19 protein-coding genes are annotated in these 23456 nt (G+C 66.0%); 13 read left to right on the forward strand and 6 right to left on the reverse strand.

Translation table 11 applies throughout. The features are described 5' to 3' along the window. Positions 1-128: 128 nt before the first annotated feature. From P8Q88_RS07085 to glnE, 3 genes are read right to left on the reverse strand one after another with little or no spacing between them, the layout of a single operon-like run. A complete protein-coding gene (locus tag P8Q88_RS07085; protein WP_278323148.1) occupies positions 129-929 on the reverse strand; it encodes a ferritin-like domain-containing protein in 801 nt (266 codons plus the stop codon). Next, the gene (locus P8Q88_RS07090) at positions 926-1402 is read right to left on the reverse strand and encodes a peroxiredoxin (protein WP_278323149.1); all 477 of its coding nucleotides are present in this window, start codon (positions 1400-1402) and stop codon (positions 926-928) included. The genes P8Q88_RS07085 and P8Q88_RS07090 overlap by 4 nt, the downstream gene beginning before the upstream one ends. Next, positions 1399-4080 (reverse strand): bifunctional [glutamate--ammonia ligase]-adenylyl-L-tyrosine phosphorylase/[glutamate--ammonia-ligase] adenylyltransferase, encoded by a 2682-nt coding sequence (glnE, locus tag P8Q88_RS07095; RefSeq protein ID WP_278323150.1) that lies wholly within the window; start codon positions 4078-4080, stop codon positions 1399-1401. The genes P8Q88_RS07090 and glnE overlap by 4 nt, the downstream gene beginning before the upstream one ends. Before the next feature lie 102 nt (positions 4081-4182). Between glnE and P8Q88_RS07100 the strand changes: the two genes are divergently transcribed. The 4 genes from P8Q88_RS07100 to P8Q88_RS07115 are packed head-to-tail and all read left to right on the forward strand — an operon-like array spanning position 4183 to position 7858. Next, positions 4183-5877 (forward strand): M28 family metallopeptidase, encoded by a 1695-nt coding sequence (locus P8Q88_RS07100; RefSeq protein WP_278323151.1) that lies wholly within the window; start codon positions 4183-4185, stop codon positions 5875-5877. Between the two features lie 23 nt (positions 5878-5900). Further along, positions 5901-6893 (forward strand): agmatine deiminase family protein, encoded by a 993-nt coding sequence (locus P8Q88_RS07105; RefSeq protein ID WP_278323152.1) that lies wholly within the window; start codon positions 5901-5903, stop codon positions 6891-6893. A 34-nt stretch (positions 6894-6927) separates the two neighbouring features. Continuing rightward, entirely contained in the window at positions 6928-7056 is a 129-nt protein-coding gene (locus tag P8Q88_RS07110) for a hypothetical protein (RefSeq protein WP_278323153.1), read from the forward strand. Positions 7057-7114: 58 nt separating this feature from the next. After that, complete coding sequence (locus P8Q88_RS07115; protein ID WP_278323154.1) at positions 7115-7858, forward strand: DUF1223 domain-containing protein; 744 nt, start codon at positions 7115-7117, stop codon at positions 7856-7858. Position 7859: 1 nt separating this feature from the next. Here the strand turns inward: P8Q88_RS07115 and P8Q88_RS07120 are convergent, their stop codons facing one another. The 3 genes from P8Q88_RS07120 to P8Q88_RS07130 all read right to left on the reverse strand — a co-directional run bounded on the left by P8Q88_RS07120 (position 7860) and on the right by P8Q88_RS07130 (position 12523). Then, positions 7860-8606 (reverse strand): sulfite exporter TauE/SafE family protein, encoded by a 747-nt coding sequence (locus P8Q88_RS07120; protein ID WP_278323155.1) that lies wholly within the window; start codon positions 8604-8606, stop codon positions 7860-7862. Positions 8607-8613: 7 nt separating this feature from the next. Then, positions 8614-10632 carry a threonine--tRNA ligase gene (gene thrS / locus P8Q88_RS07125; RefSeq protein ID WP_278323156.1) on the reverse strand — a complete coding sequence of 673 codons (2019 nt, stop codon included), beginning with the start codon at positions 10630-10632 and terminating at the stop codon, positions 8614-8616. A 229-nt stretch (positions 10633-10861) separates the two neighbouring features. Then, positions 10862-12523 (reverse strand): alkaline phosphatase D family protein, encoded by a 1662-nt coding sequence (locus P8Q88_RS07130; RefSeq protein WP_278323157.1) that lies wholly within the window; start codon positions 12521-12523, stop codon positions 10862-10864. Between the two features lie 161 nt (positions 12524-12684). On the opposite strand from P8Q88_RS07130, the gene P8Q88_RS07135 reads away from it, so the two are divergent. The 9 genes from P8Q88_RS07135 to P8Q88_RS07175 all read left to right on the forward strand — a co-directional run bounded on the left by P8Q88_RS07135 (position 12685) and on the right by P8Q88_RS07175 (position 23414). Beyond that, on the forward strand, positions 12685-12867 hold the full coding sequence (locus tag P8Q88_RS07135) for a hypothetical protein (RefSeq protein WP_278323158.1): 183 nt from the start codon (positions 12685-12687) through the stop codon (positions 12865-12867). Next, positions 12864-13481, forward strand: a complete 618-nt coding sequence (locus tag P8Q88_RS07140) for a hypothetical protein (RefSeq protein WP_278323159.1) — start codon at positions 12864-12866, stop codon at positions 13479-13481. Before P8Q88_RS07135 ends, P8Q88_RS07140 begins: the two co-directional genes overlap by 4 nt. Next, a complete protein-coding gene (locus tag P8Q88_RS07145; protein ID WP_278323160.1) occupies positions 13478-13672 on the forward strand; it encodes a helix-turn-helix transcriptional regulator in 195 nt (64 codons plus the stop codon). Before P8Q88_RS07140 ends, P8Q88_RS07145 begins: the two co-directional genes overlap by 4 nt. A 75-nt stretch (positions 13673-13747) precedes the next feature. Beyond that, on the forward strand, positions 13748-14839 hold the full coding sequence (locus P8Q88_RS07150) for a YjgN family protein (RefSeq protein WP_278323161.1): 1092 nt from the start codon (positions 13748-13750) through the stop codon (positions 14837-14839). Positions 14840-14843: 4 nt separating this feature from the next. Further along, positions 14844-15920, forward strand: a complete 1077-nt coding sequence (locus P8Q88_RS07155; protein ID WP_278323162.1) for a M48 family metallopeptidase — start codon at positions 14844-14846, stop codon at positions 15918-15920. Between the two features lie 44 nt (positions 15921-15964). Further along, entirely contained in the window at positions 15965-16705 is a 741-nt protein-coding gene (locus P8Q88_RS07160) for an alpha/beta hydrolase (RefSeq protein WP_278323163.1), read from the forward strand. Continuing rightward, positions 16706-17542 (forward strand): tetratricopeptide repeat protein, encoded by an 837-nt coding sequence (locus tag P8Q88_RS07165; protein ID WP_278323164.1) that lies wholly within the window; start codon positions 16706-16708, stop codon positions 17540-17542. Further along, the gene (locus P8Q88_RS07170; protein WP_278323165.1) at positions 17539-18531 is read left to right on the forward strand and encodes an LLM class flavin-dependent oxidoreductase; all 993 of its coding nucleotides are present in this window, start codon (positions 17539-17541) and stop codon (positions 18529-18531) included. Before P8Q88_RS07165 ends, P8Q88_RS07170 begins: the two co-directional genes overlap by 4 nt. Positions 18532-18695: 164 nt before the next feature. Next, on the forward strand, positions 18696-23414 hold the full coding sequence (locus P8Q88_RS07175) for an NAD-glutamate dehydrogenase (RefSeq protein ID WP_278323166.1): 4719 nt from the start codon (positions 18696-18698) through the stop codon (positions 23412-23414). The last annotated feature ends 42 nt before the right edge of the window (positions 23415-23456 follow it).

Genomic DNA, 23456 nt, shown 5'->3' on the forward strand with positions numbered 1-23456 from the left:
ATCCGGCGCTTTACCGCGCCTCTATCCCGTGTGACCTGGGCAACGTCCCTGAAACCCTGTCACTTTTTTCAGTCACTGCCGGAACCCCCCGGCGTCTCGTGGGTTCGGGTTATCGGTGAAAAGGTTAATCAGGCAATAGCAGCGTAGTAGTCTCGCGGCAGGCCGCCTGCCAAACGCGCTGAGTCGTTGAACGGTTCTTTCAATCCCCCAGAGAAATGCTTTTCGACAAGATTCCGCCATGTTTTTCGCGGGTTCTGGCCACGTCCGGCGCAGATTGCATGAAAATGCTTTGACCCGAACGCGACGTGCCGGATTTCGTCGTCAAGGATTCGTTGCAAGATTTTCGCCCCGTTTTCATCTCCTTGCGCCCGGACCCGCTGCAGCGTCGCCGGCGTGACGTCGAGCCCCCGCGCCTCGAGCACCATGGGCACGATGGCAAGCCGTGCGGCGACGTCATGCGCCGTGTCGCGCGCCGCGCTCCACAGCCCGTCGTGCGCAGGTAACGCCCCGTAGTGCGAATCGAGCGAATCGAGTTTCCGGGCCAGCAGGGCGAAATGCATCGCCTCGTCCGCGGCCACGGAAAGAAAATCAGAAACAAAGACTTGCCCCATCGATTCGCCGAACCGACCGGCCATGTCGAGAGCGAGATCGATAGCGACGAACTCGATATGCGCGAGCGAGTGCCACAGGGCGATCCGGTTGCGCTGCGATCCCATCTTGCCGCGCTTCGGCATATCGCGCGGCGCACGGAGTTCGAGGTCGGCGGGCCACGCCGGCCGGTCGGGCATGGCCGCATCGAACGCGAAGTCGAGCCGCCCCAGCCGCCAGTCGCGCGCGACCTGCCGGGCGGCGAAGACCTTGGCGGTGGCATCGCCGGTCAGCAGTACCCCCCGGATGGCGGCGGCAACGCTTTGTCGTTCCGACGTCATCCGGCGCGCGCAGCCTCCAGCACCTCTGCGGCGTGACCCTTCACCTTAACCTTGGGCCAGATTCGCGCGATCGTGCCATCTTCGGCGAGCAGATAGGTCGAGCGGACCATGCCCATGAAGGTTTTCCCATACATCGACTTTTCGGCCCACACCCCCAGCGCATCGGAAAGGCCGCCCTCTTGCGCATCCGTCGCGAGATCGACGGTGAGATCGTGTTTGGCGATGAAATTCTGGTGCTTCTTCGGCGAATCCTTGCTGACGCCAAGCAAGGCGACGCCCGCCGCGTCGAACTCGGGCTTCAGCGCGGTGAAATCCTTCGCCTCAGTCGTGCAGCCGGGCGTATTGTCCTTGGGATAGAAGAAGATCACCGCCTTCTTCCCCTTGAAATCGGACGGGCGCACCGTGCCGCCATCGGGGGTCTCCATCGCGATGTCGGGCATCATGTCGCCTTCGCCGGGGGTCGTCTCGCTCATTCGTCCATCTCCAGTCTCTCTCCGAATATCTCCAACCACGCCGCCGCGACGTCACGCCGCGCCTGCCGGAAAGCCGCGATCAGCGTCTCGTAATCCTCGCATCCGCTCTGCCGCGCCAGGATGGCGCCTGCCGCATCGCCGGGGTGCGCGAGATCGGGGGCAAGCAGGCGGGTACCCACCAGCAGCCGCGTCATCAAGTCGTGCGCCGAGGCAATGGCTTTCGGCACCAGTCCCTCTGCCGCCAGTGCGGCGATTGCCTCGCCCAGGACCGGCGTCAGGGCGATGCGATGCCGCAATTGCAGGTAGTGGACGAGGAACTCGACGTCGACCAGTCCACCGCGCAACAGCTTCGCGTCCAGCGGTCCTTTTGGCTGCTTGTGCCGCGCCATCTCGCCCCGCATCTTCAGAATGTCCGCCCGGATCCCTTCGGGGTCGCGCGCCTGCTCGAGAATTGACGTGACGACCGATTGTACCTGCGAGCGCGCCGCATCGCTTCCGACCAGCACGCGCGCCCGCTCCAGCGCCATGTGCTCCCAAGTCCAGGCATCCTCGCGCTGGTAGCGCGCAAAGCTGTCGACGCTGACTGCCAGGGGACCTTGCGCGCCCTGCGGCCGCAGGCGCGTGTCGACCTCGTAAAGCGCGCCCTGCGCGGTCGGCACGCTGAGCGCGGCTGTCACCCGCTGGGCAAGCCGATTGAAATAGAGCGTCGCGCCGAGCGGGCGTTCGCCATCGGATTCGCCCTCGTGCGATCCGGTGAAGAGGTAAATGATGTCGAGGTCCGACGCATGGGTGAGCAGGCCCCCGCCGAAGCGGCCGAGGCCGACGATCACGAGCTCGCTTCCCGCTATCCGCCCATGCTTTGCAGCGAATTCCTCCTCCGCCGCGGCGAGCGCCACCTGCAGCGCCGCCTCCGCCGTCCGCGCGAGGCCCTGCGCGACATCGATCGGGTCCTGTGCCGCCTCGATCAACTGGACGCCGAGCGCAAAGCGCGCCTCGCCGGTCACGATGCGAATGCGGTCGAGCCGCTCTTCATAGCCGTCCCCGCGCTCGCCCCGCGCCATCGCGGCTGCTAGCGCCCCGACGTCGCCCGGAAGATCGAGCGCTGTGCGATCGATCAGCGCATCGAGCAGTTCCGGGCGCCGCGCCAGCTCGTCGGCCAGCGGTGGAGCCAGCGTCAGGCAGTTTGCCAACAGGTCGAACAGGCCGGGTCGCGCTTCGAGCAGGCGGAACAGGTTGATCGCACTCGGCAGGCGGGACAGCAGGGTCTCCCAGCGCGCGACGGCATGATCGGCATCGACCGACTGCGCGATCGACTGGAGCAATTCGGGCCTGATGGCGTCGAATGCGGAAAGCGCGGCGGGGCTGCGCAGTGCCGGATAGCGCCCATCGCTCCATGCCGAGACACGCTGTACGATCTCGTGCGACACCGGGCGCCCCTCGCCTGCCGGCCCATCAACGTGCAGCGCGTAATCCGGCACCGAGACGCGGTCCTCGTCGAGCAATGCATCGAAACGTTCGGCGACCGGAGTGGTGCTTTCGCGCAGCAGCGCCACCAGCGCCGCACCGTCGGCCAGCCCATGCAGGCGGGCGACATTTTCCAGCGCCTCGCCAGCCGGAAGCGAATGGGTCTGGCTGTCGTGGACCATCTGCAGCCGGTGTTCGATCGTGCGCAGCGCGTCGTAGCTCTCGCCCAATACGCGCGCATCCTCGGCGGAAATGCGTCCAGTGGCGGCGAGCGCATCGAGCGCGGCGCGCGTTCCGCGCACCCGCAGGCTCGGATCGCGTCCGCCATGGATCAGCTGGTGGGTCTGCGCGAAGAATTCGATTTCGCGAATGCCCCCCCGGCCGAGCTTCAGATTGTAGCCCGGGCCCGGCTCGCGCGGTCCGCCCTGCTGGTCGCGAATGCGGTGAGTGAGGCGGCGTATCTCGTCGATCGCGCCGAAATCGAGACTGCGCCGCCAGACGAAGGGGCGGATATGGTCGAGAAACGCCTCACCCGCGGCGATGTCGCCCGCGCAGGCCCGCGCCCGGATGAAGGCGGCGCGTTCCCACGCCAGGGCCGAGCTTTCGTAATGTGCCGTGGCGGCGTTGAGCGATAGCGCCAGTGGGCTGACTTCCGAGGCGGGCCGCAGCCGCAGGTCGACGCGAAACACATAGCCGGCCGGTGTGACTTCCGACAACAGCCGGACGACCTCGCGCGCATAGCGTTGTGCCGCCTCGCCCGGTTCGTCTCGCTCGCGGCGCGGCAGGGTTTCGGGATCGAACAGCAGGATCGGGTCGATGTCGGAGGAATAGTTCAGCTCGCCCGCGCCATGCTTGCCGAGCGCGAGGCCGATCATGCCTTCGTTCGGTGCGTCCGCGACCCGGCGCGCGATCGCAGCACCGATGGCTGCATGGAGCGCGCGGTCGGCGAAGGTCGAAAGCTCGCGCATGACGCGCCCGAGGTCGAATCCGCCCGCCAGGTCGCCGACCGCGAGGACAAGCGCAAGGCCGAGCCGTTCTTCGCGCAATGCCGCCCCGACGTCATGCTCGCGCGGTGCCTTCGCCGCCAGAAGCGCGTCCTCACCGCGGCCCTCTTGCAGGAGATCGGCAAGATCGCCGCGCCGCTCCAACGCGCGCGCAAGGAAAGGCGCATGGTTGCGGGCACGATCGAGCGCCAGGGTCCAGTCGGCAGACATCGCCGCCCTCCTGCCGCCGCCGCGCCTTGCGTGCAAGCTTGCCCTCGCGCCGCCATGCTGCAAGAAGCCCGCCAGATGAGACATTTGACGAGAGGATACCCGATGAAACGCCTCGCCCTTGCAGCCAGTGCGGCCCTCCTGCTGTCGGCCTGCACCGAACTCGGCAATATCGAGACTGCCGGCGCGCCCCTCGACCTGCCCGAGGTCGCCGACGGGACGCTGTCCGAAGACACGATGAAGAACGTGACCCGGCAGCTCGCCTCCGACGAATTCGAGGGCCGCGCCCCCGGCACGGTGGGCGAGGAAAAGACCGTGGCGCTGCTGATCGAGGAATTCTCGCGCGCCGGGCTCCAGCCGGGCAATAACGGCAGCTGGGTGCAGGAAGTCCCTCTCGTCGAGATCACCGGCAGGGACTACGCGCCGCTCACCATTTCGGGTGGCACGGGCGACCCGTTGGAGCTGAAGTTCGCGCAGGACTGGGTCGGAGTGACCTATCGCGAGGATGCCGCGACCCGTCTCGAGGACAGCGAGCTGGTCTTCGTCGGCTATGGCATCAACGCACCGGAAAGGGGCTGGAACGACTATGCCGGCCTCGACATGGCGGGCAAGACAGCCGTCATTCTGGTCAATGATCCCGATTTCGGCGCCGAGACGCTGGAAGGCCCCTTCGGCGGCAAGGCCATGACGTATTACGGGCGCTGGACCTACAAGTTCGAGGAAGCCGGCCGCCAGGGTGCGGCAGGCGCCATCATCATCCATGACACGGCTCCTGCATCCTATGGCTGGAACGTGGTCGAAAGCAGCTGGTCCGGCCCGCAGGCCTATGCGTCGCGCGGCGACAATCCCCCGCCGATGACGCAGATGAACGGGTGGATGCAGAAGCAGGTCGCGGAACGCGTGTTCGAGAAGGCGGGCATGGACCTCGCGCAGCTTTCGGCCGCCGCGAAGACCAGCGGCTTCACCGCCGTTCCGCTCGGCGTTTCCGCCTCCACCAGCTTTGCCAACGAGATGCGGACCTTCCAGTCGCAGAATGTAATCGGCATGCTGCCGGGCAGCGAAGCACCCGGGGAATACGTGCTGCATACCGCGCATTGGGACCACCTTGGCCGCTGCACCCCGGCGCCCGATGGCGACGATATCTGCAATGGCGCGGTCGACAACGCGACCGGCACCGCGGCCCTCGTCGCGCTGGCCGAAGCGCACGCCAAGGCGGGCCCCGCCCGCCGCAGCCTCGTCTTCCTGGCCGTGACCGCCGAGGAATCGGGCCTGCTCGGGGCGGATTACTACGCGGCCAATCCCGTCTTCCCGCTCGACCAGACGGTCGGCGGCATCAACATGGACGCCTTCCAGGTGGCAGGGCCGGCCAAGGACGTGACGGTCGTGGGCCCGGGCAAGTCGCAACTCGACCTGTTCCTCGACAAGGCGCTGATGGCCGAAAACCGTGTGGCCACGCCCAATCCGAAGCCCGAGGCGGGCTATTACTATCGCTCCGACCATTTCGCCTTCGCCAAGCGCGGCGTTCCGATGCTGTATATCGACGGCGGCGAAGACCTGGTTGCCGGCGGGGTGCTGGCGGGCGCCGAGGTGGCGCGCGATTATACCGAGAACCGCTATCACGGGCCGAAGGACGAGTATAATCCGAACTGGGACTGGTCCGGCGTGATGGCCGATCTGCAGCTGTTCTATCGCATCGGCCGTATGCTGGCCGAAAGCGACAGCTGGCCCAACTGGAATCCGGGCGACGAGTTCAAGGCCACGCGCGATGCCGATTGCGCGGGCGAACCCTGCGGCACTTGAGCAGCCTCTGACGGAGCCGGTCCATGCCTTTCACCATGCCGCCCGAATGGGCGCCACAGGACTGGCTGTGGATCGGTTTCCCGCATGATGCGGACGAATGGCCCGCGGTGCTCCCGCGCGCGCAGGAGCAGATCGCGGCATTCGCCAATGCGGTCGCCGAGAGCGGGCAGGAGGTGCGCCTGCTGGTGCGCGATGCAGCCAACGAGGCACGCGCGCGGCAGCTAGTGACGGGAGCGGTGAAGCTGGAGCGCCGAACCTATGGCGACATCTGGCTGCGCGATACCGGCCCGCTGGTGCTGGCCGATCACGAGGGCAAGCGAATGGCGCGGCGCTTTGGCTTCAACGGCTGGGGCGGCAAGTATCTGATGGAAGGCGACCAGACCGTCGGCGCTGAACTGGCTGAGGATGCAGAGCTTGCGCTTGAGGTCTCGGACTGGATTCTCGAGGGCGGGGCGATCGATGGCGACGGCGCGGGCCTCGTCGTCACGACCGAGCAATGCCTGCTAAACCCCAATCGCAATCCGCGGCTCTCTCGCGAAGAGATCGAGGCCCGACTAAGGCGCGAACTCGGTTTCGAGCGGGTGCTTTGGCTCGGCGACGGGCTGATCAACGATCATACCGACGGTCATGTCGACAATCTCGCGCGCTTCGTCGGCCGCAACACGCTCTGCCTGCCGCACGCGACCGGGAGCGACGATCCCAATGCCGCGATTTATGCCGATGCCAAGCGGCGCGCGCAGGACGCCGGGGTTGCGGTCGCCGAAATCCCCTCGCCCGGCCTCGTCACCAGCGGCGATCATGTCGAGCCCGCCAGCTATGCCAATTTCGCGATCACCAGCCATCTGGTCGTCGTGCCGACCTTCGGCACTCCGCATGACGAGGACGGGGTGGCGGCCATTGCCGAAATCTTCCCCGACCGCGCGACTGTCGGCCTGTCGGCTGATGCCGTGCTTGCCGGAGGCGGCGGCTTCCATTGCGCCAGCCAGCAGATGCCCTCCGCGCGCGCGATCCTTTAACGCTTCGTTAGGGTTTGGCCGCGACAATGGGTGCATGGCCAAGGCTGTCGCTCTCGCCCGCATGCATTTCGCCCCGCGTCCAGCGGCCGATCTCGCGCGCAAGGCGCTGGTGAGCGGATGTGGCCTCGCACTGGTCCTCGCCGGACCGGTCCTCTCCTTCTGAGCTTTTTGTAACCGGACGCCTCGCTCCGTCGAATGACGGGCACAGGAGTTTGTCCGTCATGAAAGCCTTTGCTGCCCTTGTCCTCGCCCCCGGTGTGATTGTCGCCACCGCGCTGCTGACGCTCGAAGACATGAGCGCGCAAGCCGCTCCGGCTGCCGACGCGGCAAGTCCGGTGCTCGTCGAGCTTTTCACCAGCCAGGGCTGCTCGAGCTGCCCGCCTGCCGATGCACTTGCGGAAGAGCTCGCGAAAGAGGACGGCCTCGTCGTGATCACGCGCCCCGTAACCTATTGGGACCGGCTCGGTTGGAAAGACACGCTTGCCCGCGAGGACAACACCCGCCTCCAGCGCGCCTATGCGCGGCGCGGCATTGCCGGTCGCAACGGCGTCTACACCCCGCAGATCGTAATCGACGGACAGCGCGATACCGTGGGTTCGAACGAGGCCACCGTGCGCCAGTTCATCGGGCATGAGCGCAAGGCACCCGCTACCATTGCTACCCGCGAGCTCGAGGACGGTTCGCTTGCCGTGGGCGTGGCGGGCACGGGCTCCGATGCCGAACTGGTGCTCCTCGCGATGCGCTCGCATGTCACCGTGCGGATCGGCGCGGGCGAGAACGGCAATCGCGCGATCGGCTATACCAATGTGTTGGTCGATGAGCAGGTGGTCGCCGACTGGACCGGCGGGAAGCAAGGCGTCCATGTGCCTGCCGACCGGGTGAAAGCGCCGAAAGCCGATCGCTATGCGCTGGTCCTGCGCGAGAAAGATGCGGGCCCCGTGCTCGCCTCCCGCCTGGTCGGCTAGGTCAGCCGAACGCCTTCCACAGCGCCGCCACTGCCGCGCCGCCCAGCACCGCACCCACGCAGATGCGCCAGGTGCGGTCCTCGATCCGACCCGAAGCCTTGTTGCCCAGCCAGTTGCCTGCCAGCACGGCGGGGAACAACAAGGCCGCCAGCAGAGCCAGCGACCAGTCGAGCATACCCAACGCCGCGCCGCTCACCAGCCCGGCAGACGAGGCGCAGGTGAAGATCAGCAGCATGGAGGCTTTCGCCACCGCGCGCGGAATGTCGCGCCCGACGTAATACGGCACGACCGGAGGGCCGGGCATCCCGGCATATCCGGTCATCAGCCCGCTCAAGATGCCGACCCCGCCGGTCGTCGCCGGATGATGCTCCAGCGCGCCCCGGCGGGGCAGCAGGATGGCGACGAAAGCCGACAGGGCGATGAAGGCAATGACCACGCGGGCGATATCCGGCGTGGTCGCGCCCAGCAGGAACAGCCCGACCGGCGTCGTGACTGCGACAAGCCCGATGATCGCCCAGGCGGAGCGCTCTGCATCGCGCAGCAGGCGGCGGATTTCCGACAGGCCGATGAACACCGAGAGGAAGTTCGTCAGCAGCACTGCATCCACCGGCGTCAGCGCCAGCGCGAGGATCGGCACGATCAGGATCGCCATGCCGAACCCCGTCAGCCCGCGCACGAAGGCCGAGCCGAAAGCGGCAACCAGCGCGGCGACGATGGCCGCCGTGCCGTAGCCCGCGAGCAGGTCCATCTGCGGCCTAACCCTCGCGCAGGTCGGGCGGCGTCGCTTCGGCCTTGAGCATGGCGATCGCCTCGTCGAGGCTCATCACCCGCTGCTCCTTCTCGCCCAGCGTGCGGATGGCGACGGTGCCTTCCTCGGCCTCGCGATTGCCGACCACCAGCAGGTGCGGGACCTTGGCGTGGCTGTGTTCGCGCACCTTGTAGTTGATCTTCTCGTTGCGCAGGTCGCTTTCGACGCGGATGCCCGCCGCTTCCAGCCTGGCGACTGCTTCCTTCGCATAGTCGTCCGCATCCGAAACGATGGTCGCAATCACTGCCTGCACGGGCGCGAGCCAGACCGGCAAGCGGCCGGCGAAGTGCTCGATCAGGATGCCGATGAAGCGCTCGTAGCTGCCGAAGATCGCGCGGTGCAGCATGACTGGGCGATGCTTGTCACCATCCTCGCCGACATAGCTGGCATCGAGCCGGTCGGGCAGCACGCGGTCGCCCTGGATTGTCCCGACCTGCCAGGTGCGGCCGATGGCATCGGTGAGGTGCCATTCCAGCTTGGGCGCATAGAAGGCGCCTTCGCCGGGCAGTTCTTCCCAGCCATATTCGTCATTCGCCATGCCGGCCTCGGCCACGGCATCGCGCAATTCCTGTTCGGCCTTGTCCCAGTCCGCCTCGCTGCCGAAGCGCTTTTCGGGACGCAAGGCGAGTTTGACGTCGTAGGTGAAGCCGAAGTCCGAATAGACCTCGTCCGCCAGCTTGCAGAAGGCGCGGACTTCCTCGACCACCTGCGCTTCGGTGCAGAAGATATGCGCATCGTCCTGCGTGAACTGGCGCACGCGCATCAGCCCGTGGAGCGCGCCATGCGGTTCGTTGCGGTGGCAGCAGCCCATTTCGCCCAGCCGGATCGGCAGGTCGCGATAGGAGGTGATGCCCTGCTTGAAGACCAGCACATGCGCCGGGCAATTCATCGGCTTGATCGCCATCCAGTCCGCATCGGGCGCGACCGATGGATTGGCGGGACCGTCTCCGAGCTCCTCAACCTCGGGCACCATGTCGGGCACGGCGAACATGTTCTCGGCATATTTGCCCCAGTGGCCGGATTGCTCCCACTGGCGCACGTCCATCAGCTGCGGCGTCTTGATCTCGCGATAGCCGGCCTTGTCCATCTTGCGGCGCATATAGGACTCCAGCTCGCGCCAGATGCGATAGCCCTTGGGATGCCAGAAGACGCTGCCATGCGCCTCTTCCTGCAGGTGGAACAGATCCATTTCGCGGCCCAGCTTGCGGTGGTCGCGCTTGGCGGCTTCTTCCAGCCTGGTGAGATGGGCGTTGAGCTGCTTCTTGTTGAGCCAGCCGGTGCCGTAGATGCGCGTGAGCTGCGGATTGTTCTGGTCGCCGCGCCAGTATGCCCCGGCAACGCGCGTGAGCTTGAAGGCCTGCGGATCGAGCTTGCCCGTGCTGGCGAGGTGCGGGCCGCGGCACATGTCAAGCCAGTCCTCGCCAGACCAGTAGACCGTGAGTTCCTCGTTCTCGGGCAGTTCCTTCGCCCATTCGGCCTTGAAGACCTCGCCTTCGGCCTCCCACTTGTCGATCAGCTGCTGGCGGCTCCAGACTTCGCGGCGCAGCGGCTTGTCTGCCTTGATGATGCGGCGCATTTCCTCTTCGATATCGGGGAGATCGTCCATGCTGAACGGTTCGCGGTCGGCGGGCGCCTTCACGTCATAGTAGAAGCCGTCGTCCGTTGCCGGGCCGAAGGTGATCTGCGTGCCGGGATAGAGCGACTGAACCGCTTCGGCGAGGACATGGGCGAAATCGTGCCGCGCCAGTTCGAGCGCGTCTTCTTCGTCGCGAGCAGTGACCAGCGCCAATTCCGCATCGCCTTCGAAGGGGCGGTTGATGTCGCGCAATTCGCCGTCGACGCGCGCGGCGATGGCGGCCTTGGCGAGGCCGGGGCCGATCGCGGCAGCGACGTCGCCGGGCGTGCTGCCGGGTTCCATCTCGCGCACCGATCCATCGGGCAGGCTGATCTTGAGCAGTTCCGTCATCGTATCTCGTCCGTTTCCTCGCGCGGCCCATGGCACAGGCATGCGCACCGTTGAAGCGGCGTTTGCGTTATTTCCGGTTTCGAGAGGAACGCCAACCGCCCGAAACCGGGCGGCGGTGGCTGCAGCTAGGCCGCGACCATCCGCCCCCGGAGACCCGGGGTGGTGGTAGTCGTGGTGGTGAAGCGCAATTGCGTCATGGCCGGGTAGATAGCGCGGGTGGCAGCTGTTCTCAAGTCGTTTGCAGCTTGCGACTGCCTGCGAGTGTGGTCGCGCGATGGGTCGCGGCAACGCCCGCGCCCTTCTCGCGCACGCTGGCTAGGAAGCGGAATTCGCTCGTTGCGCTGCCGGGCGTAAGCTCCACCGCCATGTAGCCGCGACGCGAGGAGTCCATCCACTTGAGCTGCGGATTATGGTCGATGATCGCACCCTCCAGCCGGTCCCTCGGAATGAACGACAGATAGCTTTCCAGCCCCGGCGAGGTCACGCCCTGGACGCCGAATTCGACGCCGACCGATTGCCCCGCGTGGTCGAGATCGAAGGCCCAGGCATTGTGCGTGTCGCCGGCGAGGCTGATGACGTTCGCGTTCGCCTCCAGCGCTGCCCGGAACACACGCTCGCGCGCGGCCGGATAGCCGTCCCACGCATCCATGTTGAGCGGTAGCTCTGCCCGCCCCGCCATCGCGCCGGCGAGGATGCGCTGGCGGATGAAATCGGGCAGGTCGCCGGGCAGCCCCTCGGTCAGGCCCGGTGCGGTCGATAGATTGCCCATCAGCACCTGCTGCACCAGCACCTGCCATGGCTTGCCCGAGCCCGCCGAACGGCGCATGCCATCGGCGAGCCAGGCCTGCTGGCGCGCGCCGAGCAATTCGCGCGAGGCGTCGCGATAGTCGCCATCACGAAAGGCCGTCAGCGCTGCCATCGCATCCTCGGCGGATGTCTGGCCGGTCAGAATCTTGCCGTAAGAGAATTGCTCGGCCCGCGCAGTCAGCCGCGTCTCCAGCCGGAACAGCGTGGCGAGATCGCCGATCTCGTAGGCTGCCCAAGGCTCATCCGACACCGGCATCCATTCGCGATAGGCCTTGATCGCGGCCGCCTTGCGCACCGACCATTCGCCTTCGCTGTCGGGCTGGTGGTTCTGCGCACCCCCTTCCCACGAATCATTTGTGCTCTCGTGATCGTCCCAGCTACTGATCATCGGGTACATCTGGTGGAGGCGCCTGAGGTCCGGATCGCTACGATAGAGCGCATAGCGTCGGCGATATTCTTCGAGGCTGACGATCTCCTTTGCCGGGAACAGTGTGCGGCCCGACAACGCCTCTTCGTTGGAAGGATAGGTGCCGGGGCCGTATTCGTAGAGATAGTCCCCGAGATGCAGCGTGCAGTCGAACGCGTTCGCATCGGCGGCATGAGCATAGGCGTTGAACCAGCCGAAGCCGATGTTCGAGCAGGAAAAGACGGCCATGCGAAACTGCTCGGTCGGACCTTCGGGCAGTGTCTTCGTGCGCCCGACATCGGACATCGATCCGTCGGGCGCGACGAAGCGGAAGTAGTAGAAACGCGCCGGGGTAAGGCCACTTGCTATCGCCTTGCAGCACCAGTCGTTATCTGCGCTGGCTGTGACCGTGCCACCCGCGGCGATGCTGCCGAAATCGGAACTTTCCGAAAGCTCATAGGTCAGCGCCGTATCCTGCCCGGCGACGAATCGCGTCCATACCAGCACGCCATTCGCCCGAGGCTCCCCGCTCGCGACTCCATGCGTGAAGCCGCGGCCGGGTACTTGCGCGGCCAGCGGCATTCCGGCGAGACCTGCGCCAAGCATCCCGCCCTTGATCAGGCTCCGGCGATCGAGCGACGGCAGCTTCGCGGCAACAGGCGGTTCGGTGGCAATCATTCTCTTCTCCTCACTCGTGCTGCTGCCTGCGCCGGATGACCCCTGCATGACAAGTCTTTCAACACTGTTGGAAAGCCTGCGCTCCATTTTGGAAAGTGTGCTTGACATTCGGCGCGAGACATGACAAATACACTTTACATCATAGCAAGGGAGCTTGACCAATGAACCGCATAATCCTTTCCGGTGGCTTTGCCGTCGCCATGCTGCTTACCGCGCTCGGCGTGTCTCAAGGCATGATCGATGCCGAAGCGGGTGAGACGATGCTCATCCTTTTCCCGGCACTGGCGATCGCGACGATCCGGCCGGACAAGTGCTGCGCTTCGCTCAAGGGCGTATTCTCGTGACCGCAAGCAGCGAAAATGCGCTCCGCAGCTCGGTGCCCCTATGGGCCGGGCTGACCTTTGCAAGCTTCGGCGCGGTGATGGGACTGGCACTGAGCGATGCCATCGATTCGACCACTGCCATGATCCTGCTGATCGTTCCCGCAGCGCTCTTTTTCCAGACGATGCGCGCGGCCAATCGTGCTGCGAACAATCGCGCGCCTTGCAGCGCCAAGGGCGAGGCCCAGCAACGCTATATCAAGCGCGTTGTGGTGTTCAGCAGCGCCTATCTTGTCGCCATCGCCCTGCAGGTTTCACTGCTGAGCGACGGCGATCCGTCGACCGCCGCCCGCGTGGCGCTGGCGCTGCTGCCCGCCTTCGCCATCATCGGCGTATTCTGGGCCATCGGCCGCCTGATCGTCGAAGAGCAGGACGAGTTCCTGCGCATGCTTATCGTCCGCCAGGCGCTGATCGCAACCGGCTTCGCGCTTGCCGCCGCAACACTTTGGGGGTTCCTCGAATCGACCGGCGTCGTGATCCATCTCGACGCTTACTGGTGGGCGGTCGCATGGTTCTTCGGCCAGTTCGTCGGAGCGATTGCCAATCGCATCGGCTACGGCACCTGGGGCGCACTATGAAAAACCGCCTCAGGGTGCTGCGCGCCGAACGCGACTGGAGCCAGCAGCAGCTTGCCGACCGGTTGGAAGTGAGCCGCCAGAGCGTAAACGCGATCGAGACCGGACGTTACGATCCCTCGCTCCCGCTGGCCTTCCGGATCGCCGAAGTCTTCGAGCTGGCGATCGAGGACATCTTCCAGCGCGAAGCGTAGCCACGCGTTGCAATTGACACAGCCCCTTCGATCCCCGAGCATCCAGCGACGGGATCGAAGGGGTTTTTGTACATCATGCACGGCAAGTACGACGGCGAAGGCGAGCAGAGCGCCTTTGTGTTCGAAGGCACGTGGCGCGAATTCGCGCCGATCGCCTTCACCAACCTCTTGCTCACCATCGTGACGCTGGGCATCTACCGCTTCTGGGCGACTGCCCGCGAGCGCCGCTATCTCTGGTCGAAAAGCCGCTTCGTCGACGAGCAACTGGAATGGGCCGGCACGGGCAAGGAGCTGTTTTTCGGTTTCCTCATCGTATTGCTGCTCTTCGCCATGCCGGTGGTGCTGATCAATTTCGTCGCCCAGGCGCTGATTGCGCGCGGGCAGGAAATACTGGGCGCGCTGCTTGGCATCGCCCCGTTGCTGATCATCTTCTATCTCACCGGCGTCGCACGGTTTCGCGGGCTGCGCTATCGCCTGTCGCGCACCCGCTGGCGCGGCATTCGTGGCGGCAGCGATGAGCCGGGCTTTCGCTACGGCTTGTCCTACATGTGGAAATCCATTGTCGCCTGGATACCGCTGGGCCTGCTGATCCCCTGGTCGATGACCAGCCTGTGGAACGAGCGGTGGAACAAGATGAGCTTCGGCCCCTATCAGTTCCAGTCGGATGCCGAGGCCGGATCGGTCTTCGCGCGCTTTTTCGTATTCTACCTTGCCCCGTTCATCATGTTCGGGGGCGCAGTGGCGATGGCCGGCATGGGCATGCTGGCCGGCTACGGTATCGGCGGCGAGGACGGTATGGCCCTCGGCGGTGCTTTTGGCGTGATCGGAATGATCCTGTTCTTCTACCTCGGGCTCGGCCTGATCGCAGTGGCCTTCTACGCCAAGTTTTATCGCGAAGTCGTGGGCGCGACCCGCTGGAAGGATCTGAACTTCAGCTTCGAGGCGTCGACGATGGATTGGGTCAAGCTGTTGATCGGCGATGCGCTGCTGGTCGTTTTCACGCTCGGCATCGGCCTGATTTTCCTGTCCTATCGTCACTGGAAGTTCTTCATCACCCATCTCGAGGCGAATGGCGAAATCCTGCTCGACGAGCTGACGCAGTCCACCACCAGGACCGCGCGCCATGGCGAAGGATTGCTCGACGCTTTCGACATGGGCGCGATCTGAGCCAATGCAGGAGAGCTTCGAAGTCGCGGCAAGCTGGTACGACGGCAAATCGGCTCTTCGCCACGAGGGTAGCGCGAGCTGGGACGGGCTCGATCGCCTTTCGCTGGCGGCGCCAACCTCGCATATCGCGGTGCCCTTGTCAGACCTGGAGTTCGGCGAAGCTCGCAGCGAGACGATTATCTATCGCCGCGCAAGCGAGCCCGATTTCCGCCTGACGCTTCCTGCCGCCATGCCGCCCGGTCTCTCGCGTCACCTGCCGGAGAAGCAAGTCTATGGCGGCTGGATCGACCGGGTGGGGCTCGGACGCGCGGCGGTCGGTTTCGGGCTGGTCAGCATTGCCGCCGTCGCCCTGTTCATGACCGCGCCCGACTGGCTTGGCCCGCGCGTGCCCGAAAGCTGGGAGCGCAATCTCGGTCAGGCGATGATCGGCGATTTCGGCGGCAGGCTGTGCAGCACGCCCGACGGCGATGCCGCGCTCGCCAAGTTGCTCGACGAGGTCGACCCGGCGCAGACGCAGGTCAATGCCCGCGTCGCCAATATCGACATGGTCAATGCAGTGGCCCTGCCGGGTGCGCAGGTGCTGTTGTTCGACGGGATCATCCAGCAGGCCGAGAGCCCGGAAGAGCTCGCCGGAGTCCTCGCCCATGAAGTCGGCCACGTTCGCGAACGGCATGTAATGACCGCGCTGCTGCGCCAGTTCGGCATGTCGGTGCTGCTGGCAGGCGCAAACACCGGGGTGGGCGATACCGTCTTCGGCCTCGCCGCGATGGGCTATACCCGCGATGCAGAGCGCGAGGCCGACCGCTATGCTCGCGCTCGCCTTGCCGAAAGCAACATCTCGCCGCTGGGAGCCGCGGGCTTTTTCGAACGCATGGCGGAGGAATATGGCGACGATGGGGAGAGCAATGCCGTTGTTGGCTGGCTCGCCAGCCACCCCGCCGCCGGCGAGCGTGCGCGGGACTTCAGGAATGCAGCTCGAGAGGGCGCGGACTACCCGCCGGTCTTGAGCGACGCGGAATTCGACGCGCTCAAGACGATGTGTGCCGACGATCCGGACGTTGAGGAATTCGACTTCTTCTAGTCCGCCCTTGCAAAGCGGCGGCGCAGCTTCGACATCGTGACGCCATGAGCGACACGCAGTTTCACACCATGCCCGACGGCAGGCGCATCGCCTTTCGCCACACGACCGGTCGCGGTCCAACGCTGGTCTTCCTGCCCGGCTATATGTCGGACATGGCCGGCGGCAAGGCGACCGCGCTGTTCGACTGGGCGAAGGGCCGCGGGCAGGCCTGCCTGCTGCTCGACTATTCCGGCTGCGGCGAGAGCGGCGGCGACTTCGCCGACGGCACGCTGTCGCGCTGGCGCGAAGAGGTGGTCGCGCTCATCGACGCGCATGTCGAGGGCGAGGTGATCGTCATCGGCTCGTCGATGGGCGGGTGGCTGATGCTGCTGGTCGCTCAGGCGCTGGGCGTGCGGCTGGCCGGTATGGTCGGCATCGCATCAGCACCGGATTTCACCGACTGGGGCCGGTCCGATGCGGACAAGGCGCGGCTCGGTGCGGGCGAGACCGTGTTCGACGACAATCCTTACGGCCCCGAGCCCACGCCGATGCACCCCGGCTTCTTCGCCGACGGCCAGGCCCTGCGCCAGCTTGACGGCACGATCCCGATCGATGCGCCGCTCCGCCTCATCCACGGCCAGCGCGACTCGGACGTGCCTTGGCAGATCAGCATGCGCCTTGCCGAGGCGCTGCGTTCGGACGACATACAGGTGGTGCTGGTAAAGGATGGCGACCATCGCCTGTCGCGCGAGCAGGATATCGCCCTGCTGCTGCGCACGATCGGGGCGCTGTCCGGAGGTATCTGAGTGATAACGAGCATCCTTGCCCTGCTGGTCATGCAGGTCGGTCCCAATCCGGCGATGGGCGCCATTCCCGATGTGCCCGAAGAGCTGCGCGACCGCCCAACGCGCGAACAGGCCGACGCGCAAGCCGCGCCGTCGCCGCGAAGCGATTATCTGTCGCAATGCCTCAGCCTCGCCAATAGCGAGCCCGAAGACGCGCTCGACTTCGCGCAGAGCTGGCGGGTGCAGGTCGAAAGCGATCTCGAGCTTGCGCAATCCGCGCATTGCCTTGGCCTGGCCATGGTCCGGCTCGAACGCTTCGCCGAGGCGCGCGAGGTGCTCGAGGTCGCCAGCGCCGAAGCGCCGGAAGAACTGCCCGCTTACCGCGCCCGCCTGGCGGCGATGGCTGGCAATGCCGCGCTCGCCGATGGCAAGCCGGCGACTGCCGAACCGCTGTTCGCACAGGCCGTCGCCCATGCGACCGCAGCTGCCGACGGGGCGCTCGCCGCAGGACTTCATGTTGACAGGGCCCGCGCGCTGGTCGCGGCCGAGCGGCCCGAGGAGGCGGTCGAGGTCCTCGCCGCGGCGCGCGTCGCCGATCCGACCAGCGCTCGCGCATGGCTGCTGTCGGCCACGCTCTCGCGGCGGCTCGATCGCCTGGGCGAAGCGCAGGAGCAGATCGAACGGGCCGCCGGCATCGACCCACGCGATCCCGCCATTGGGCTGGAGGCAGGCGTCATCGCGGCGCTGTCAGGGCGCGGCGAGGATGCGCGACGCAGCTTCGAATCGGTCCTGCTGGTGGCGCCCGACAGCGACGAGGCCAATCGTGCTCGCGCCTATCTGGAGCAACTTGCCCAATGACTCACTTTTCGGTGCTCGATCTCGTTCCCGTGCGCGAGGGCGGCACGGTCGGCGAAGCGCTCGCGGCGGCGACTGACCTGGCGCGCGCCGCCGAGGATGCGGGCTGCAAGCGTTTCTGGGTTGCAGAACACCATGCGATGGAAGGCATCGCAGGCGGCGCGACTTCGGTCGTGCTGGCGCATATCGGCAATGCCACCAGCACGATCCGCATCGGTTCGGGCGGCATCATGCTGCCCAATCACACCCCGTTCCAGATCGCCGAGCAGTTCGGCACGCTTGATGCGCTGTTCCCGGGGCGGATCGACCTTGGGCTGGGCCGCGCGCCGGGTGCCGGGCCCGAATTGCAGCGCGCCTTGCGCAAGGACCTCCATCGCGCGGCCGAAATGTTTCCGCAGGACGTGGTCGAGCTGATGGCCCTGATGGCGGGCGAGGGAGAAATCCATCCCACGCCAGGACGTGGCGCAAGCCCCGAATTCTGGATGCTGGGTTCGAGCCTCTTCGGCGCCCAGCTCGCGGCGCGGCTGGGGCTGCCCTATGCATTCGCCAGCCATTTCGCGCCCGACCACCTCGATGCCGCACTGGCCGTCTATCGGCGCGACTTCCAGCCGTCCGACGCCTTTGCAAAACCCTATGTCATGGCGGCGATGAACCTCTTCGTCGGGGAAACCGCGGAGCAGGCTGAGCTGCTGGCAAGCTCGCAATTGCAGGCGTTCGTAGCGCTGCGCACCGGGCGCCCCGGCAAGCTGCCCCCGCCGCGCGAGGGGTTTCGCGAAAGCCTTCCTCCGGCGGCGCAGGCCATGCTCGCCCATATCGGGCAGGCCAGCGTGATCGGCACGGCCGACACGGCCCGCCAGCAGGTCGCCGCCTTCATCGAGCGGACCGGCGCGGACGAGATCATCTTCGGCGGCAGCACCTTCGACCCAGCCGGGCGGATCGCCTCGCTCCAACTGGCAATGGAAGCACTCAAGCCTTTGGAAACCGTAGCGTAAGCCGCGCAACGGCGTGGTACGGCGCATAGGAATGCACGGCACGGTCGCAGACACCTTGCGGCGCGACGGCAACCGGCCTAGGCGCGGGCACCAAGCCCCCTGCGCATGAGTCACGCGACATGCGAAAGGGACCTGACGAAGCGCATCCGAGACGAGAGGCCCTGATGGGTTCCAAGACCAGCACCAAGGCGAAACCCAAGGCCAAACAGGCCCGCCTGTCCAGGAAACTTCTCAGCGAGCTGACGGCGCGCATGGAGCAGACGCTCCTGCGGGGCGATACGCCCTTCGCCGAGGGCCAGCTCAAGGAAGCGGCGATCTTCCTTGGCGAGATGGCCGCCACCCGAGAATTCGGCAAGGCGGCCATCCATGTGGAGAGTGCGACCGAAGATCGGCGCTTCACCCGCATCGCGATCGTCAACGACGACATGCCGTTCCTCGTCGATTCGGTGGCTGCCGCGATTTCCGCGCTCGGCCTCTCGATCGATCGGCTGGTCCATCCGGTCGTACCCGTCGAGCGCAAGTCAGACTGCACGCTGGCGGCCATTCCGGCAGGCGATCCCGACGACGCCTATTGGGAATCGATGATCTATATCGAGACCGCCCGCGTCGATGCGAAAACGCGGCGACGGCTCGAGGACACGATCGTCGAGACGCTTGCCGATGTGCGCGCGGCAGTGACCGACTGGCCCCGGTTGCGCAAGGCGATGGAGACCGATGCGAAGCGGATCGCCGATGCCGACAGCGAAGGCGCGGAGCTGCTCGAATGGCTGAACTCCGGGATGTTGACCCAGCTCGGTCACGTCACCCGCCACCGCGACGGTGCACGCGACAAGCCCCTGGGTATCTGCCGCAAGAGTGCCGACGAGCTGCTGGCCGCAAGTTCGCTCGATCGGGCGTTCGCCTGGTTCGAGGATACGCGTGATGCGCGCATGCCGCTGGTCATCAAGGCGAACCACCTCAGCAAGGTGCATCGCCGGGTCCCGCTCGACCTGTTCATCGTGCCGATCCGCGAAGGCGGCAGGCTGGCTGCCCTGTCGATCCATGCGGGCGTCTGGACCAGCGCGGCCCTGGCGACGCCGCCACGCAATGTCCCGCGCCTGCGCAAGCAGCTGGACGGGTTGCACGAACGCTACGGCTTCGACGAAAGCGGCCATGCCGGCAAGGCGCTGGTCCATGCACTGACCAGCCTGCCCCATGACTTGCTGATCGGGTTCCGGGAAGAGGATGTCGAACGCGTCGCGACGACCATGATGAGCCTCGTCGATCGCCCGCGCCCGCGGCTTGCGTTGGTCGAAGCGCCGCTGGCACGGCACCTGTTCGCCTTCGTCTGGCTGCCGCGCGACATGCTGGCAACGCAGGTGCGGCTCGAAATTCAGGCGCTGCTCGAAGAGGGGGCCGGCGCGCGCATGCTTGACTGGAGCCTCGAGGTCGAGGGCGGCAATCTCGCGATGATCCGGTTCGTGCTCGACATTCGCGATGGCGCCCATTCGCCGGACGAGGACAAGCTCGAGGATCGCATGCAGACTCTGCTGCGCGGCTGGAGCGAGGCGGTCGAGGCGGAACTGTCGACGATCGAGGAGCCGGCCCGCGCCGCAGCGCTCGCCATGCGCTTTGCCGACAGTTTTCCGACCGCCTTTCGCGGACGGTTCGGACCGCAGGAAGCCGCATTCGACATTTCGCGGCTCCATCATCTGGCTGCCAGCGTCGAGGCGGACACCATCGCCCGCGGCGCGCGCATGTATTATTGCGAGCGCGAAAAGGAAGGGTGCCTGCGGCTCAAGCTCTACCAGTCGGAAGGGAGCCTGCCATTGTCCGAAGGTGTTCCGGCGCTGGAGAATTTCGGTTTCCACGTGCAGTCCGAAATGCCCACGGTGCTGGACGAGGGAGGCCTCGGCACGATCCACGACTTCCGCCTCGACCTGAAGGACGGCAGCGACGCGGCGGCCCTGGTGGATCGCTCCGCCGCGATCGAGGAAGCGATCGCCGCCGTGCTCAACGGCGCGGCGGAAAACGACGTCTTCAACCGCCTGGTGCCCGAAGCCGGGCTCGCCGCGCGCGAGGCGAACTGGCTGCGCGCCTTCTATCGCTACCTGCGTCAGGCCGGGATGGGCTTCACCATCTACACCGTCGTCGATGCGCTGGCCGCCGCGCCCGACGTGACCCGCGCGCTGATCGCATTGTTCACCGCGCGCCACGATCCCGAATTCGGCGGCGACCGCGACAAGGCGATCGAGGAGGCACGCGCCGCGATCAAGCGCGGCCTCGCCAAGGTCAAGGCGATCAATGACGACCGGCTGCTGCGCCTCTACAACTCGCTGATCGATGCCATCCTGCGCACCAACGCCTTCGCCCCGGCGGCTGGCGAGGCGCTGGCTTTCAAGATCGACAGTGCTCGCGTTCCGGGCCTGCCGAAACCGATCCCGTACCGCGAGATCTTCGTCTATTCGCGCCGGATCGAAGGCATCCACCTGCGGTCCGGCCCGGTCGCGCGTGGCGGGCTGCGCTGGTCCGACCGGCGCGACGATTTCCGCACCGAAATCCTCGGCCTGATGAAGGCCCAGCGGGTCAAGAACGCCGTCATCGTGCCGACCGGGGCGAAGGGCGGTTTCTATCCCAAGCAACTGCCCAACCCCGCCATCGATCGCGAAGGCTGGGCGCTGGAAGGCCGCGCCAGCTACGAAATCTTCATTCGCAGCCTGCTCTCGGTCACCGACAACATCGTCGACGACAAGGTGGTGCACCCGGACGGTGTGGTCATCACCGATGGCGAGGACCCCTATTTCGTCGTCGCCGCCGACAAGGGCACGGCGACCTTTTCCGACATCGCCAATGCGATTGCCGAGGCGCGCGATTTCTGGCTCGACGATGCCTTCGCCAGCGGCGGATCGAAGGGCTATGACCACAAGGCCATGGGCATTACCGCACGCGGCGCCTGGGTCTCCGTGCAACGCCACTTCCTGGAAATGGGCATCGACGTCCAGGAAGATCCGGTCGAAGTGGTCGGCTGCGGAGACATGTCGGGCGACGTGTTCGGCAATGGCATGCTGCTGTCGAAAGCGATCAAGCTGGTGGCCGCGTTCGACCACCGGCACATCTTCCTCGACCCCGATCCCGATTCGGCGAAAAGCTGGAAGGAAAGGAAGCGCCTGTTCGATCTTCCCCGCTCGAGCTGGGAGGACTACGACAGTGGCCTGATCTCGCGCGGCGGCGGCATTTTCCCGCGCGATGCGAAGGTCATCAAGCTGTCGAAGACGATGCAGGCAAAGCTCGGCGTCGATCTGGACGAGATCGAGCCCGAACAGCTCATCAGCGCGATCCTGCGCGCTCCCGTCGACCTCATCTGGTTCGGCGGCATCGGCACCTACATCAAGGCGAGCCACGAGAACAATGTTCAGGTCGGTGATCCCGCAAACGATCCCTTGCGCGTGGATGCGCGGGACCTGCGCGCCAAGGTCATCGGCGAGGGTGCCAATCTCGGCATTACGCAGGCGGGCCGGATAGAGTTCGCGATGCAGGGCGGACGGCTGAACACCGACTTCATCGACAATTCGGCCGGCGTCGATTGTTCGGACAATGAGGTCAACATCAAGATCGCGCTGGCTGCGGCGAAACGTGCCGGCAAACTGTCCGAACCCAAGCGGGTCGAATTGCTCGAATCGATGACCGACGAAGTTGCGGCGATCGTCCTGGAAGACAATCGCCTTCAGGCCCTCGCCCTGTCGATTGCGGAGATCGGCGGTGCGCGGGCCATGGCGTCGCAGCGCCACATCGTCGAGACGCTGGAGGCTGGCGGCAATCTCGACCGGCGGACCGAGGGGCTGGCCGACGATCAGAGCCTGATGCGCCGTTCGGGCGATGGGGCCGGCCTGACGCGGCCGGAGCTTGCCGTTCTGCTGTCGTCCACGAAACTGGTGCTGCAGGCTGCGATCGAGGATAGCGACCTGCCCGATGATGCATTGGTGCAAAGCACGCTGTTGGAGGCCTTTCCCGAGCCCATGCGGGGCAAGTACAAGCAACAGATCAAGAACCATCGCCTGCGGCGCGAAATCATCGCGACCAAGCTGGCCAACCAGATCGTCAATCGACTCGGAACGATTCACCCGTTCGAACTGGCCGAGGAAGAGGGCGTCGAGCTGTCGCAGGTCGCCGCAGCCTTCGTCGCCTGCGAAGAACTGTTCGGCCTCGAGGAACTGTGGGCGGAGATCGACGGCGCAGCCATGCCCGAGGCGGCGCGTCTGTTGCTGTTCGACCGGCTGGCGGCCGCCGTCGGCAATCTGATGTCCGATATTCTGCGCAGCGCATCGGGCAAGGTCGACCCAAGCGCTCTCGTCGGCGAACTCGGCAAGGGCGTACAGGTGCTGTCGGATGCCACGGACCAGCTGCTGTCTCCCGAATCGCGGCACCAATCGGCGCGGCTCGAGGCGCAACTCGTCGATGCCGGAGCGCCTGCCAAACTGGCCGGGCGCGTCAGCCATATGTACGATCTCGATGGATCGGTCGGCCTGGCACAGCTCGCGAGCGACACCGGCATCGAGCCAAAGGGGTTGACCCGCGGCTTCACCGAGATCGGTCGCCGGCTCGGCCTCGACTGGGCGCAATCGACCGCGGCGCTGATGAGCCCGTCGGACGTCTGGGAGCGGCTGCTCGTCTCCGGACTGGCGCGGGACTTCCAGCAGATGCGGCTCGAACTGTTGCGCCGGCTCTCCCGCCGCAAGGATGCGAAGAAGGACATGGCCGGCACGGTGGACAAATGGGCCGAGGAACAGGCAGTTGCAGTCCGCGGTTTCCGCACCATGATCTCCCGCGCCCAGGCGCAGTCGCCGGTCGCCCCGGCCATGCTCGCACAGGTCGCCAGCATGGCGCGCAACCTGCTGGGTCGTTGAGCGCAGCGCGCTGCTGCGCTTGACCGACGGGCATTTTCGCGT

It is taken from the genome of Qipengyuania marincola (assembly GCF_029688625.1).
In the GTDB taxonomy this organism is placed as follows: domain Bacteria; phylum Pseudomonadota; class Alphaproteobacteria; order Sphingomonadales; family Sphingomonadaceae; genus Qipengyuania.

Bases quoted from the DNA above. Each gene is read 5' to 3' on its own strand.
- P8Q88_RS07105 (WP_278323152.1), top strand. From the start codon at position 5,901: ATGCCTTTCACCATGCCGCCCGAATGGGCGCCACAGGACTGGCTGTGG.
- P8Q88_RS07150 (WP_278323161.1), top strand. From the start codon at position 13,748: ATGCACGGCAAGTACGACGGCGAAGGCGAGCAGAGCGCCTTTGTGTTC.
- P8Q88_RS07120 (WP_278323155.1), bottom strand. From the start codon at position 8,606: ATGGACCTGCTCGCGGGCTACGGCACGGCGGCCATCGTCGCCGCGCTG.
- P8Q88_RS07145 (WP_278323160.1), top strand. From the start codon at position 13,478: ATGAAAAACCGCCTCAGGGTGCTGCGCGCCGAACGCGACTGGAGCCAG.
- P8Q88_RS07115 (WP_278323154.1), top strand. From the start codon at position 7,115: ATGAAAGCCTTTGCTGCCCTTGTCCTCGCCCCCGGTGTGATTGTCGCC.
- P8Q88_RS07130 (WP_278323157.1), bottom strand. From the start codon at position 12,523: ATGATTGCCACCGAACCGCCTGTTGCCGCGAAGCTGCCGTCGCTCGAT.
- P8Q88_RS07135 (WP_278323158.1), top strand. From the start codon at position 12,685: ATGAACCGCATAATCCTTTCCGGTGGCTTTGCCGTCGCCATGCTGCTT.
- P8Q88_RS07110 (WP_278323153.1), top strand. From the start codon at position 6,928: ATGGCCAAGGCTGTCGCTCTCGCCCGCATGCATTTCGCCCCGCGTCCA.
- P8Q88_RS07085 (WP_278323148.1), bottom strand. From the start codon at position 929: ATGACGTCGGAACGACAAAGCGTTGCCGCCGCCATCCGGGGGGTACTG.
- P8Q88_RS07100 (WP_278323151.1), top strand. From the start codon at position 4,183: ATGAAACGCCTCGCCCTTGCAGCCAGTGCGGCCCTCCTGCTGTCGGCC.
- P8Q88_RS07170 (WP_278323165.1), top strand. From the start codon at position 17,539: ATGACTCACTTTTCGGTGCTCGATCTCGTTCCCGTGCGCGAGGGCGGC.
- glnE (WP_278323150.1), bottom strand. From the start codon at position 4,080: ATGTCTGCCGACTGGACCCTGGCGCTCGATCGTGCCCGCAACCATGCG.
- thrS (WP_278323156.1), bottom strand. From the start codon at position 10,632: ATGACGGAACTGCTCAAGATCAGCCTGCCCGATGGATCGGTGCGCGAG.
- P8Q88_RS07175 (WP_278323166.1), top strand. From the start codon at position 18,696: ATGGGTTCCAAGACCAGCACCAAGGCGAAACCCAAGGCCAAACAGGCC.
- P8Q88_RS07090 (WP_278323149.1), bottom strand. From the start codon at position 1,402: ATGAGCGAGACGACCCCCGGCGAAGGCGACATGATGCCCGACATCGCG.
- P8Q88_RS07160 (WP_278323163.1), top strand. From the start codon at position 15,965: ATGAGCGACACGCAGTTTCACACCATGCCCGACGGCAGGCGCATCGCC.
- P8Q88_RS07155 (WP_278323162.1), top strand. From the start codon at position 14,844: ATGCAGGAGAGCTTCGAAGTCGCGGCAAGCTGGTACGACGGCAAATCG.